This is a genomic window from Yoonia sp. SWMV100, assembly GCF_056108365.1.
Window position 1 is genome coordinate 220,978 of sequence record NZ_JBWBAQ010000003.1, and the last position, 12,843, is coordinate 233,820.

The 12,843-nt window shown below is 54.5% G+C and carries 12 protein-coding genes; 1 reads left to right on the forward strand and 11 read right to left on the reverse strand.

From position 1 onward, the window contains the following. Positions 1-57: 57 nt before the first annotated feature. The 11 genes from ACXJGX_RS05935 to ACXJGX_RS05985 form a co-directional block, all read right to left on the reverse strand. A complete protein-coding gene (locus ACXJGX_RS05935; RefSeq protein WP_474779627.1) occupies positions 58-1,233 on the reverse strand; it encodes an acetyl-CoA C-acetyltransferase in 1,176 nt (391 codons plus the stop codon). An 87-nt stretch (positions 1,234-1,320) separates the two neighbouring features. Beyond that, positions 1,321-2,127: an EAL domain-containing protein gene (locus tag ACXJGX_RS05940; RefSeq protein ID WP_474779629.1), complete on the reverse strand. Its 807-nt coding sequence runs from the start codon at positions 2,125-2,127 to the stop codon at positions 1,321-1,323. Between the two features lie 66 nt (positions 2,128-2,193). Continuing rightward, entirely contained in the window at positions 2,194-2,634 is a 441-nt protein-coding gene (locus tag ACXJGX_RS05945) for a molybdenum cofactor biosynthesis protein MoaE (RefSeq protein ID WP_474779631.1), read from the reverse strand. Further along, positions 2,635-2,880 (reverse strand): molybdopterin converting factor subunit 1, encoded by a 246-nt coding sequence (gene moaD / locus ACXJGX_RS05950; RefSeq protein ID WP_474779633.1) that lies wholly within the window; start codon positions 2,878-2,880, stop codon positions 2,635-2,637. Next, a complete protein-coding gene (gene pgsA, locus ACXJGX_RS05955; protein WP_474779635.1) occupies positions 2,877-3,542 on the reverse strand; it encodes a CDP-diacylglycerol--glycerol-3-phosphate 3-phosphatidyltransferase in 666 nt (221 codons plus the stop codon). The genes moaD and pgsA overlap by 4 nt, the downstream gene beginning before the upstream one ends. A gap of 90 nt (positions 3,543-3,632) precedes the next feature. After that, positions 3,633-5,501: an excinuclease ABC subunit UvrC gene (uvrC, locus tag ACXJGX_RS05960; RefSeq protein WP_474779637.1), complete on the reverse strand. Its 1,869-nt coding sequence runs from the start codon at positions 5,499-5,501 to the stop codon at positions 3,633-3,635. 278 nt (positions 5,502-5,779) lie between these two features. Next, positions 5,780-6,556, reverse strand: coding sequence for an SDR family oxidoreductase (locus ACXJGX_RS05965; protein WP_474779639.1), 777 nt, complete (start codon positions 6,554-6,556; stop codon positions 5,780-5,782). A gap of 160 nt (positions 6,557-6,716) precedes the next feature. Next, entirely contained in the window at positions 6,717-7,511 is a 795-nt protein-coding gene (locus tag ACXJGX_RS05970; protein WP_474779641.1) for a S49 family peptidase, read from the reverse strand. Positions 7,512-7,530: 19 nt separating this feature from the next. Beyond that, entirely contained in the window at positions 7,531-8,292 is a 762-nt protein-coding gene (locus tag ACXJGX_RS05975; RefSeq protein ID WP_474779643.1) for an ABC transporter permease, read from the reverse strand. Beyond that, the gene (locus ACXJGX_RS05980; RefSeq protein ID WP_474779645.1) at positions 8,289-9,215 is read right to left on the reverse strand and encodes an ABC transporter ATP-binding protein; all 927 of its coding nucleotides are present in this window, start codon (positions 9,213-9,215) and stop codon (positions 8,289-8,291) included. Before ACXJGX_RS05980 ends, ACXJGX_RS05975 begins: the two co-directional genes overlap by 4 nt. 82 nt (positions 9,216-9,297) lie before the next feature. Further along, positions 9,298-10,272, reverse strand: coding sequence for a type I glyceraldehyde-3-phosphate dehydrogenase (locus tag ACXJGX_RS05985; protein WP_474779647.1), 975 nt, complete (start codon positions 10,270-10,272; stop codon positions 9,298-9,300). Between the two features lie 462 nt (positions 10,273-10,734). On the opposite strand from ACXJGX_RS05985, the gene ACXJGX_RS05990 reads away from it, so the two are divergent. After that, positions 10,735-12,819, forward strand: coding sequence for a serine/threonine protein kinase (locus tag ACXJGX_RS05990; protein WP_474779649.1), 2,085 nt, complete (start codon positions 10,735-10,737; stop codon positions 12,817-12,819). Positions 12,820-12,843: the final 24 nt, after the last annotated feature.

A 12,843-nucleotide genomic window follows, 5' to 3' on the forward strand; every position in this document is an offset into this window, starting at 1 on the left:
CCAGAGAATTTGGTTAAGCAATGTTATTGCAAAATAAGTTCACGTTGCGAAATATAGTTACGCGCGCTCGACGCACATTGCAACACCCATACCGCCACCTATGCACAAAGTCGCAAGACCTTTTTTCGCCCCGCGGCGTTTCATTTCAAACAGGAGGGTATTCAAAACGCGACATCCAGAGGCACCAATCGGGTGACCAATTGCGATCGCACCACCATTCACGTTCACAATCGCAGGGTCCCAACCCATTTCCTTGTTCACGGCGCAGGCCTGCGCGGCAAACGCTTCGTTCGCCTCGACCAAATCAAGGTCTGACACGCTCCATCCCGCTTTCTCAAGCGCCTTGCGCGACGCCATAACCGGTCCCACGCCCATGATCGATGGGTCAAGTCCGGCTGTCGCATACGAAGCGATCCGCGCAAGCGGTTCGATCCCACGCCTTTCGGCGTTGGCAGCGGACATCAGCAAAGTTGCGGCCGCACCGTCGTTCAGGCCTGATGCGTTAGCGGCAGTCACAGACCCATCTTTTGCGAACGCAGGGCGCAGTTTTTGCATGGCTTCCATCGTTGCGCCGTGGCGGATGTATTCGTCTTGATCAACGGCCACCTCTCCTTTGCGGGTTTTCACCATAAACGCGACGATCTCGTCCGCAAATTTTCCAGCCTTTTGCGCGGCTTCCGCTTTGTTCTGGGATGCGACCGCAAAAATGTCCTGATCCTCGCGGGTAATCCCCCACTTGCTCGCGACATTTTCGGCAGTCTGACCCATGTGGTAGTTATTAAACGCATCCCACAGACCATCGCGGATCATCGTGTCGATGAACTGCATGTCGCCCATCTTTTGACCCGGGCGCAGCAGCGCCGCATGCGGGCTCATTGTCATGTTTTCTTGACCACCCGCAGCGACGATATCTGCATCGCCCAGCTGAATATGTTGTGCGCCGAGCGCAACCGCACGCAGACCAGAGCCACATACTTGGTTAATACTCCAAGCAGCGGATTCGATGGGAAGTCCTGCGTTGATGTGCGCCTGACGCGCCGGGTTTTGCCCTTGGGCGGCCGTCAGAACTTGCCCCAAAATCGTCTCGCTGACCTCTGATTTGTCGATACCGGCGCGCGCAACAACTTCTGCGAGCACCGCGGCGCCTAAATCATGTGCGGGCGTGGTGGCGAAAGCACCGCCAAAGCTGCCAACAGCAGTACGGGCGGCAGATGCGATAACGACGTTGGTCATGGAAAATCCCCTCAGGTTTGCTAACTTGAGGTAACGGTGCCACTTACCCATGTCAGGCGCAAGATAACTTGCGGCCTAAAAATGCGGTTAAATGTCAAACTTTGGTACACCAAAGTAGTAGCCTTGCAGGCAATCGACACCCAAGGCGCGCAGAAACCCGGCCTCTTCCTTGGTTTCGACTCCGTCCGCAATTGCAAACATTTCAAACTGATGCGCGACCGTAAGCAATGCCTCTGTCAGCACTTGGTTGTCAGGATCAGACGCGATCCCCCTGACAAAACTTTTGTCGATTTTGACGAGATCAAAAAAGAAATCTTTTAAATGGCGAAACGCGGTTAAGCCTGCTCCAAAACCGTCCAACGCAAACGACACGCCCTTTGGTTGTATTTCAGTCATAAAGCGAATGACATTTTCATGCAGCATCATTGCCGATGTTTCGCTGATTTCAAAAATCAAACGGTCCCCGGGGTTGGACCGGTGCAACATCCCCCGGTCCAGAATACGCCGCCATTCACCATCGCCGATGGAGCGTGCCGATAGGTTTACGGACAACCGCAAATTTGGCCGTTGGACCAGTGTTTTGAGCGCAAGATCAAGCGTTACACAGTCAATTTGACGCCCCATGACGGTTTCTTCGACAAGCGACATAAAATGCGCGGCGGGAATAATGCGCCCCGCATCATCCATCAATCGAATCAATCCTTCGTAGAATGCAATACGCGGGGTCGCGTCAGCGGTGTAAATCGGTTGAAACGCTAGCCTTACCCGCCCCGCATCCAGTGCGGCACGTACCAAATTCATCACGTCTGAATCCCTGCTTGCCATTGCATACTGGAACGGATCCGCAAGCGCGTGATCATCAATTTCTGTGCGGGTGCGAGATGTGTTTTGCATTTGTCAGGCCCATGAATACGCGCCCACCATCAACCAATGCAGCTAAAATCTGATTAACGCGCACCGCTACCAGCGATTTAGCGCGTCTTCATCCGTGGCTTTGGCCGCGACCCATTCCGCGCTGGTTGCTGTCACCTCTTTTTTCCAAAAAGGTGCGCGTGATTTCAGGTAATCCATCAGGAAATCCGCAGCAGCAAATGCCGCTGCACGATGTCCGGCCGCTGTGGCCACCATCATGATAGGTGCGCCGGGACTGAGCGTGCCATACCGGTGAATCACCAGAACATCCATCAGATCCCATCGCGTAACGGCTTGGGCTGCAATGTTCGCAATCGCATGTTCCGTCATGCCCGGATAGTGTTCGATCATCATATGCTGAAGATCGCCATTTGTATCACGCACAACCCCCGTAAAGCTGACAACCGCACCGACATCAGTCCGACCTTTGGCAAAGTCGTTCAGCTCTGCGCCCGCGTCGAACGCCGCTGTTTGCACACGGACGGTCATTTAGCCCCCCGTCATCGGCGGGAAAAACGCGACCTCGGAAACGCCGGCAAGGGGGGCGTCAAATTCAGCAAGTTCTTGATCAAGCGCGACGCGCAGCGCGGTCAGGTCGGCAAAGGCCGCCGCATAGCGTTCTTCCTTTGCGCTTAGTTCAGCGACAAGGTCAGCCACAGTCGCTGCATCCGATTGGACCTGTTCTTGGGGGATGCCGATCCGTTCACGCACCCAAGCAAAATAGACGATATTCATTGTCCATCCTTCAGATACGGTCGCGCCTTTGAAAAATAGTCCCAGCCGGTGACAACCGTAAGAACGGCGGCAACCCACAATACGACAACGCCTGACCACCAGCAGATCAGTTCGCCTTGATGCTTCCAAAGCAGGCCGTTCACATCGGGGGTGGTTCCGTTTAGCGCAGCCTCAACTGCGTCTTGCGTCATCGCCAAAGCGTCGATCGCGAGATAGTGTTTGAAAGCACCGGCTGCGAACAACAACGCGATGCCGACCATTTGCGCCGTGGTTTTCCACTTTGCCAGCTTTGTCACCTTTAGGGTGCCCGCGGTATCGCCCAAAAATTCGCGCAGGCCCGATACAAAAACCTCGCGGAACATAATGAGCGTGGCGGGAAGAAGAATCCACGGGTTCATGCCTGAAAATCCGGTGATCACCAGCAGCGCGATGATGACCATGGCCTTGTCAGCAATCGGGTCAAGCATCGTACCTAGCTTGCTTTCTTGTTTCCAAGCACGCGCCAAATACCCGTCAAGGAAATCTGTCAGCGCCGCCAGCACAAACAAAACAAGCGCAAACCAGTCGGCCCAAGGCCGATTGAAGTACAAGAACATGATCACCACACCGGGCGCAGCGGCCAGTCGCAGGATCGTCAGGAAGTTTGGTAAATTGAGTGTCATAGTTTTACCTACCGCGATTGCAACGTGCTGACCATATCCGTCTTTTCCGAAAATGACCTATCCACGATTAGGGCATATAAAATGCGTGTGTCATCCGTTTTCATGAAAGAAATCGTAGATCGTTTGCGCCATATTGTCCGATACGCCAACCACAGCCTTCAGGTCCATCAAGTTGGCGCGCGCCACAGCTTTGGCTGATCCAAAGTGTGCCAACAGCGCCCGTTTGCGGGTGGCGCCGACGCCTGGAACATCATCAAGCGGGGTTGCCCCGATCGCCTTGCTGCGTTTCGCACGGTGGGTACCAATGGCAAAGCGGTGCACCTCGTCGCGCATCCGCTGAATGAAATAGAGGACAGGATCGTTGTGGCGCAGCGCCTTGACGGGTTTTCCCGTGCGGTAAAATTCCTCTTTGCCTGCGTCCCGGTCTTCGCCCTTTGCGACCCCGATCATCGGGATGTCACTGACGCCAAGTTCATCCATAATCGCCCGCACCGAACTGACCTGCCCCGCGCCCCCGTCGATCAACAGCAGGTCTGGCCACGCACCAGACGTGCGATCGGGATCTTCTTTCAAAAGGCGTTGAAAACGGCGGGTCATCACTTCTTTCATCATCCCGAAATCGTCGCCCGGCGTCAGGTGGTCACCACGAATATCGAATTTGCGGTATTGGTTTTTTTCGAATCCGTCGGGGCCGGCGACGATCATCGCGCCCACCGCATGCGCCCCTTGAATGTGCGAGTTGTCGTAAACTTCGATCCGCTGTGGCACCTTGGGCAGATCAAACGCGTCGGTCAGCCCTTGCAGCAGACGGGCCTGCGTGGCCGTTTCCGACATCTTGCGCGCCAGACTTTCGCGTGCGTTGCGCAGGGCATCACGCACTAAATCCGCCCGCTCCCCGCGTTGGGGCACCAAGACATCGACCTTGCGACCGGCCTTTTGAATCAGCGCGTCTATCATCAGTTCTTCGTTATCCAACCCATGCGACAGGATCACAAGTTTGGGGGGTTCACGGTTGGTGTAGAATTGGCCAACAAAGGCTTCCATCACCTCTGACAGGTCTTCGTCGCCCGCGATGCGGGGATAAAAATCGTGGTTGCCCCAGTTTTGATTGGCGCGGATAAAAAACACCTGCACGCAGGCCTGACCACCATCGGTATGCAGCGCGATCACATCCGCCTCGGGCGTGCCTTGGGGGTTCACGCCTTGGGTTGCTTGCACCTGCGTCAGCGCCTGAATCCGGTCGCGCAACGCGGCCGCCCGTTCAAATTCAAGATCATCAGAAGCAGCCCGCATTTGTGACGCCAAGGTTTCCTGAATACGCTTGGTACGCCCGCGCAAGAATTGTTCTGCCTCATGTACCATCTCGGCATAGTCTTCATGCGAAATTTTTCCGCAACAGGGCGCCGTGCAACGTTTGATCTGATACTGAAGACACGGGCGGCTGCGGTTTTCAAATTCGATGTCCGTACAGGTCCGCAACATAAACACTCGCTGCAATTGGTGCAGCGTCCGGTTGACGGCACCCGCGCTGGCAAAGGGGCCAAAATAGCTGCCTTTTTCGCGCTTGGCGCCGCGGTGTTTTTTGATCTGGGCATAGGCGTGTGACCCTGTCACCAGAATGTTCGGAAACGACTTGTCGTCACGCAGCAAGACATTGTAGCGCGGCTTGAGCTGCTTGATCAGGTTTTGTTCAAGCAGCAAGGCTTCGGTTTCGGTTTGGGTGGTCAGAAACATCATCGACGCTGTTTCCGTGATCATACGCGCAATCCGGGGGGAATGATTGCCGGGGCGTGCATAGCTACTTACACGGTTACGCAAATTGCGCGCCTTGCCCACATACAAAACCCGGCTTTCCGCATCCAGCATCCGGTACACACCCGGAGACGAATCCAACAGCCGCAGATAGCTGTGGATCAGGTCGTATCCAGTCAGAGATGTCGTCGCGGGTTGGTCTGTCATGCGAAAAGCTGATTCTATTTGGGCTGCAATGGTAGCGCGGTCGGGACAAGAGAAAAGGTATCCACCGTTTCTGTGGATAAGTCAGTGGAGTTTTCTGTGAGAAGGGAAAATTCTCTAGGCTTTTAGCGGGGTTCGTCTGTTTGATTAAAAAACAGGCAATTATTCAAGCCACTGAAATATATTAATATTTTTATTACCATCTCCTTAACGCCCTGAAATTTGGTTAATTATGACACTTCTGTGAATGGCGTGCGGGGCGCGTGTACAACTATAACGACCTACTCGACCCCAAGCACGTCCGGCGTCTGCCACGCAAGGTGCTGCCCCCCATCCACAGCAATCATTTGCCCCGTCACCGCTGGCGCATCCAGAAAGTATCCAAGCGCCGCAGTGATGTCGGACGGGTTTGCACCGCGACCCAGAATTGTGGCGCCACGTTGGGCCTGAAAATGGCTTTCGGTTTGGCGATGCCCCTGCAAAGTGGGCCCCGGACCGATGCCGTTGACACGGACGTTGGGCGCAAGCGCCTGCGCCGTCGTTTGTGTCATCGCCCACAGGCCCATTTTAGCGATGGTATAGGTCATGAATTCGGGCGTCAGTTTATGCACCCGCTGATCCAGCATGTTAACGATCAATGCCTGCGCAATTGGTTCCGCCTGCGCGTCTGGTTCGGCCTGCGGCGCCTGCGCTGCGAATTGCTGCGTCAAAACAAAAGGTGCGCGCAGATTTGACCCCAGATGCCGGTCCCAACTATCGCGGGTTGCCGAGGTCAGGTTGTCATATTCAAAAATCGAGGCATTATTGACCAGACAGGTCAATGCGCCCCCCAAACCATCGACCGCGCGCCCAACCAACGCTTGCGCCGCCGCTTCGTCCAACAAGTCAGCTTGTAGTGCAACGGCCGTGCGACCCATCGCCCGGATTTGCGCAACCGTGTCGTCGGCCCCTGCCCGTGACCCTGCATAATGCACGGCAACGTCATATCCGCGCCGCGCCAAGTAGAGCGCCATCGCCTGACCCAGCCGCGCGCCCGCACCTGTTACCAATGCCTTCATGGTCGTCCCTTTTCACACGCGCACGGCCCTTTGCCGATGCGGTAACGTTGGCATTTCGGGCATTTGGCATCCTGCAACCGTTGCTGCCACGGAAACCGGAATTTCCCGAAAATTCCGAGCACGACAATAAATGCCAGAAACAGAAAGACGCCTCTGATGATCACAGGCCAAACCTTGCATATGCCGCACGCTCTTCGATGCCGGCAACCGCGTCACCGACAATTTGCGCGCCAAACCGTGACAGGATGGATTTCCTTTGGCCATAGCGGCGGAACTGGGTCTTGTCGCCAAACCGCTGTTTCATCACTGGCACCAAATGCCCGATCCCGTCGACCAGCCCCGCATCGACCCCCTTTTGGCCGATGAAGACATCGCCTGTGAACAGGTCGGGATTGTCTGACAGTTTAGGACCGCGCCGCGATTTGACATAGGCGATAAAGGTGGCATGCAAGTCATCAAGCCACCCCTTGAGCTTTTTCAGGTCGGCGGGGTTTTCGGGTTTGAACGGGTCCATCATGGATTTCGATTTACCCGCCGTGTGCACCCGGCGTTCGATCCCATAGTTGGCAATTGCCTCATGGGCACCAAAACCGGCACTGATCACACCAATCGACCCCGTCAGCGAACAGTCATCAATGAAAATTTCATCCGCGGCACATGCCAACCAATAGCCCCCCGATGCCGCCACATCTTCGACAAAGGCAAAAACAGGTACTTTCTTTTCATCCGCCAACCGCCGGATGCGCGCCGCGATCAACGAAGATTGCACAGGGGAACCGCCTGGGCAGTTGATTTCCAGCGCAACTGCGGCGGGTTTGCCTTTGCGAAACGCCTTTTCAAGCACCGGTGCCAGAGACGGGTGATCAAGCCCGCGCCCGCTGTTGGTGATTGCGCCCTGTAGACGGACGACGGCAACAAACGGATCAGGTTTGAGGAACGGAATATAGCGTTTCATATCATTTCCCCACAGCAGGTCATTGCCGAATGCGCCAGCCGGTCCGGAAAATCCAACCGATGATGCCAAGGCAGACAACCGTAAACAGCGTGATCGCAGCCAAGGATACACCAATATCCACATCAGCCACCCCAAAGAACGCCCAGCGGAACCCTGAGATCAGGTAAACCACCGGATTGAACATCGCGATGGTCTGCCAAATGCCGGGCAGCATCGACACCGAATAGAATGAACCGCCCAGAAAAACCAAAGGCGTGATCACCAACAGCGGGATCAGTTGCAACTGTTCAAAGTTGCCAGCCCAAATCCCGATGATAAAGCCAAGCAATGCAAAGCTGATACAGGTCAGCGTCAGGAATGCGATCATTGCGATGGGGTGTGCAATTTGAAGGTCCACGAAAAAGAACGCCGTAATCAGGATGATAACGCCGATAAACATGGCCTTGCTTGCGGCAGCGCCAACATAGCCCGCGACGATTTCAAGAAAACTGACAGGCGCCGAAAGAAGTTCGAAAATAGTGCCGGTAAATTTGGGAAAATAGATCCCAAAACTGGCATTGGTTGTGGCCTGCGTCATCACTGACAACATGATGAGCCCGGGCACAATAAACGCGCCATATGGCACGCCTTCGACTTCGTCGATGCGGCTGCCAATCGCAGCCCCAAAAACGATGAAGTACAGGGATGTGGACAGAACGGGCGAAATAATGCTTTGCGCGATTGTGCGGAAAAACCGCTTCATCTCGGCCCGGTAGATCGTTTTGACGGCGTGGACGTTCATGCGCTTTCCTTCACGAGGCCAACAAAGATGTCTTCGAGGCTACTTTGCTGGGTTTGCAGGTCACTTAGGACTAAGCCTGCAGCGGCGACGTCATTCAGCAATTTGGTAATGCCTGTGCGTTCGCCTTTGGTGTCATATGTATAGGTCAGCACGTCCCCTTCATTGGAAACATCCAACCGATAGGCAGCCAACGCATCAGGCACCGATGTCACCGGATCGGCCAGCGTGATGCGCAGCTGCTTTTTACCCATTTGCGCCATCATTTCGGCCTTGTCTTGCACCAACAAAATTTGACCGCCATTGATCACGCCAACACGGTCCGCAATCGCTTCGGCTTCTTCGATATAGTGTGTTGTTAAGATGATCGTCACGCCCGACGCTTTTAGGTCGGCAACAACGGACCACATGTCTTTGCGCAGCTCGACGTCAACCCCAGCGGTCGGTTCATCCAGGAACAAGATGCGCGGCTCATGGGCCAACGCCTTGGCGATCAACACCCGGCGTTTCATCCCGCCCGACAATGTCATGACACGGCTATTGCGTTTATCACCCAGCGACAGTTGGTTCAGGATCTTATCGACGTAGGCGTCATCGCGCGATTTGCCAAACAGCCCGCGCGAAAAACTGACGGTGTTAAACACTGTCTCGAATGGTTCGAGGTGAATTTCCTGCGGCACCAGCCCGATCAGACTGCGTGTCGCGCGAAAATCTGTGATTGTGTCGTAGCCGCCGACAGTCACAGTGCCACCGGTAGGAACTGTAATGCCACAAATTGTGGAAATTAATGTGGTTTTGCCGGCACCATTCGGGCCAAGCAATGCAAGGATTTCGCCTTCTTCAATTTCGAGGTTCACACCTTTCAGTGCTTCGAACCCGGTGGCGTAGGCCTTGCGCAAATTTTGTACGGAAACGATGGAGGTCATAAAGGCACCTATGTTGGGTGCGCACAACGTAGGGCGTGCAACATCAAAGTTAAAGAGCCGTCCATGTTTTGTTCTTCACCTGTCAGGCTGTCATGATCCGGGCCACATCCAGCATCCGACACGAAAAACCCCATTCATTGTCATACCAACCAAAAACCCGCACAAGCCCGCCCAATGTAACCCGCGTTTCGGGCAAGGATACAATCAGGCTTTCGGGACGCGCACGCAGGTCTGACGACACCAGCGGTTTTTCAGTCCAACCAATGACCCCGGTTTGCGCGCGCATGAGGGAATGCACATCGCCAATCGACACTTTGCGATCCAACGTCACCGTCAAATCCACTGCCGAGACAGAGGCGACAGGCACACGCACAGCGGCGGCTTCGATGCGGCCAGCAATATCAGGCAATACTTCGTTCAGCAGACGCTGCGCCGAAGTTGTGGTGGGGACCATCGAAAGACCGGCAGCCCTGCTGCGCAACATGTCCCCGCGCGGCGCATCGATCGTCGGTTGACTGCCTGTGTAACAGTGGATCGTTGTCATCCACCCTGTTTGCAGACCCCATGTGTCGTCCAGCAGCTTTACCAACGGTGCCAAAGCGTTGGTCGTACAGGACGCATTTGATACAATTTTCTGGTCTGACAGACGGTGATCATTTGCACCCAGAACCACAGTTAAATCTGCCCCGGACGACGGCCCCGAAATCAAGATGCGCCGCGCACCGGCCTGCAATCCGCGTTCTGCAATTTCGCGACTGTCGGCCTTACCGGTGCATTCCAGCAAAAGATCAACATCACTTAAGTCGACAGCCCGTATATCCGGCGTCGTGTAAAAGGGAATCGCACGGCCATCCAACATCAATGTCCCGTCGACGATGTCCGCTTGGCCGCGATAGGGGCCAAATACGCTGTCATAGGCAAACAGGTGCGCGCACAACTCTGGGGCGGCGATATCGTTAATTCCCACGATTTCAATGCCCGGCCATCCACCATCTGCCCAAGCACGCAGCAAAGTGCGCCCGATTCGCCCAAACCCATTGATGAATATTTTTGCCATTGCCCTGCCTTTTAGCTTTTTCGTAATGCTGCACCTTTCAAGGAAGCGCAACAAGCGCCGTCAGAACCAGATATCGGGCGGGTTTCGCGGTATGCAAGAAGGGAGAATCACGCTCTGTCAAACGTGGCTTATGAAATTTCGTGACAAAAGTGACACTTAACGGCATCACATTGCTGGAAATTCCACCACGATCGTTACGAAAAGGTTAAAACTGTTCCGAAGGTCTAGCAATCGGCATATTTTTAGCGGAAAAGCATCATTTATAACTATAAACAGACATATTTAGGCGGAAATCCGCCGTTCATTGTTTCGAAAGATTGGAATAATGACTGGATTTCATCCTGATTGCAGACCATGAAACGACAAGTTAGCGTCACTTTTTGGCCTAATTTGAATGAGACTAGACGAGTAAGGCTTGCGGTATTTCCGTATAGTCGATGAAGTTTAAGAGCTGGATGTAGGATGGCGAAGGCGCAAGTGAACGAACACGCGGACGATAAAGACAGCTTCGTAGACGAGCTTAAGCCGGGCACGAAGCTGATGCATGGCCAATACACGATTGAAAGCTTCCTGAATGCAGGTGGGTTTGGGATCACGTATCTTGCCAAGGATAGCTTGGACCGCAAGATCGTTATTAAAGAGTGTTTCCCCGGCGCGTTTTGCCGGCGTAGCCGTTATATTGTGCAGGCGCGGTCGCGTGCACATCAAAATGAACTGAAATCAATTGTACGCCTGTTTGTGCAAGAAGCGCGCAGCCTCGCAAAACTGAACCACCCGAACATCGTTGGTGTGCATCAGGTTTTCGAAGATAACGACACTGCATACATGGCTCTTGATTTCGTCGAGGGGCGCGACCTGCTGGATACCATTGAGGATCCAAACCACACGCTTACACCACCGCAAATCAAAGTGATCTTGAAAGAGGTGCTTGGTGCGGTCGGTTTCATCCACGACCAAGGCATTTTGCACCGCGATATTTCGCCAGACAATATCCTGATCAACCAAGACCTTCACCCTGTGTTGATCGACTTTGGTGCTGCCCGCGAAGAAGCAACAAAACAAAGCCGCGTTCTGTCGGCGCTGCGCGTTGTCAAAGACGGGTATTCGCCACAAGAATTCTATATTGCGGGATCCGAACAAAGCCCCAGCAGTGACCTGTATGCGCTTGGCGCATCGTTTTATCACCTGATCAACAAAGAGGTGCCGCCCAACAGTCAGGCACGTCTTGCGGCAATCGCATCGGGCGATCCAGATCCATACGAAAAATTGGCCGGACGGTTCCCCGAGTATGATAACGAATTCCTAGACGCCATCGACAAGGCGCTGGCAGTTTTGCCAAAAGACCGCCTGCAATCTGCCACCGATTGGCTGGATATGATGGACGGCAAAAAAGGCAATGTGACGCCTCTGAACGTGACATCCGCCGCGCCAAAGGGCGCCAAACCCGAAAAGACCGAGGCCGCGACAAAGTCCAAAATGCCGCTTCTTTTGGGCTCGGCTGCGGTGATCGCAATTCTTGGTGGCGTCGGCGTAATGATGATGTCCGGTGGTGAAGACGCCCCTGTGGCACCGCCCGTTGAGGTCGCGCAAGAACCCGTGCAGGAAGTGACACAAACACCGACAGCACCAGCAGACGTTGCTGAACCAACAGCTGAACCCGCGCCTGCAACGGCGCCGGTTATTGTTGAAGGGCCTGTTATTGTCGACACACCGGCACTACGGCCAACGGCACGTCCAGAAAACATCGCGGTTGCCGCGGCGCCTGAACCGTTGCCAGAACCTGCGGAAACGCCACGCCTGACGACAACGGAGCCCGCAGCGAATGCCGAGTTCCCTGACCAAACAGGAAACCGTCCCGTTGCGGATACACAGACCGCCGACGTGGCGCTGCCTGCAACGCCTGACACCGTCGAAGAAATTGGTACAGGCCTTGCTGTCGACATCGATGCAGTTGTTCCGGGTAACGAGCTGACGCAAAGCACGGTCGACGCGATCTGGCGTGTAGAGCTGCCGTTTTCAGCGAGTGATCCAACATCGAATGTGATTACCGAAGTTGGTTTGATTTCGCCGATCTGGGTTAAGCCGGGCCTGCAAATTACAGCTGTGAATGGTGCGCCTGTGACGTCGATTGCAGACATTTCTGATGCTTTGCGCGAAACAACGGACATTTCTGAAGCAACACCAACGGTCGCTGCCGTCTTTGATACGCTTGATCCAGAGACCGGTGAAGCGGCGCAATACAATTGGGGACTGCCAGTCGTTCAAGAAATTGCGCTCGACAGCGGCGTCAAGTTTGCATCGACTTTCGCAGGCGACAAATGGCGCACGGCGGTAACCGAGATGCCTTCCAACCTTGCCGGTGGTCTACAAGTTGGCGATGTTGTGGTATCATACATTCCAACAGCGGAAAGCGTCACAGAACGCGATTCCTTGTTGAATATTTTCAACCGGGAACTGGATAATAACGTCGAACAGTTCATGTTCGCGGTCCAGCGCGACGGTAGCATGTGGGTTGCATCGCTGATTTACTCAGCCGCCCAAAACTAATCCATGATGCGGCAACTCGAAGCC

Coding starts and splice junctions, on each gene's coding strand:
- ACXJGX_RS05945 (WP_474779631.1), bottom strand. CDS start 2,634: ATGACCGTCCGTGTGCAAACAGCGGCGTTCGACGCGGGCGCAGAGCTG.
- ACXJGX_RS05985 (WP_474779647.1), bottom strand. CDS start 10,272: ATGGCAAAAATATTCATCAATGGGTTTGGGCGAATCGGGCGCACTTTG.
- moaD (WP_474779633.1), bottom strand. CDS start 2,880: ATGAATATCGTCTATTTTGCTTGGGTGCGTGAACGGATCGGCATCCCC.
- ACXJGX_RS05935 (WP_474779627.1), bottom strand. CDS start 1,233: ATGACCAACGTCGTTATCGCATCTGCCGCCCGTACTGCTGTTGGCAGC.
- ACXJGX_RS05940 (WP_474779629.1), bottom strand. CDS start 2,127: ATGCAAAACACATCTCGCACCCGCACAGAAATTGATGATCACGCGCTT.
- uvrC (WP_474779637.1), bottom strand. CDS start 5,501: ATGACAGACCAACCCGCGACGACATCTCTGACTGGATACGACCTGATC.
- ACXJGX_RS05975 (WP_474779643.1), bottom strand. CDS start 8,292: ATGAACGTCCACGCCGTCAAAACGATCTACCGGGCCGAGATGAAGCGG.
- ACXJGX_RS05980 (WP_474779645.1), bottom strand. CDS start 9,215: ATGACCTCCATCGTTTCCGTACAAAATTTGCGCAAGGCCTACGCCACC.
- ACXJGX_RS05970 (WP_474779641.1), bottom strand. CDS start 7,511: ATGAAACGCTATATTCCGTTCCTCAAACCTGATCCGTTTGTTGCCGTC.
- ACXJGX_RS05990 (WP_474779649.1), top strand. CDS start 10,735: ATGGCGAAGGCGCAAGTGAACGAACACGCGGACGATAAAGACAGCTTC.
- ACXJGX_RS05965 (WP_474779639.1), bottom strand. CDS start 6,556: ATGAAGGCATTGGTAACAGGTGCGGGCGCGCGGCTGGGTCAGGCGATG.
- pgsA (WP_474779635.1), bottom strand. CDS start 3,542: ATGACACTCAATTTACCAAACTTCCTGACGATCCTGCGACTGGCCGCT.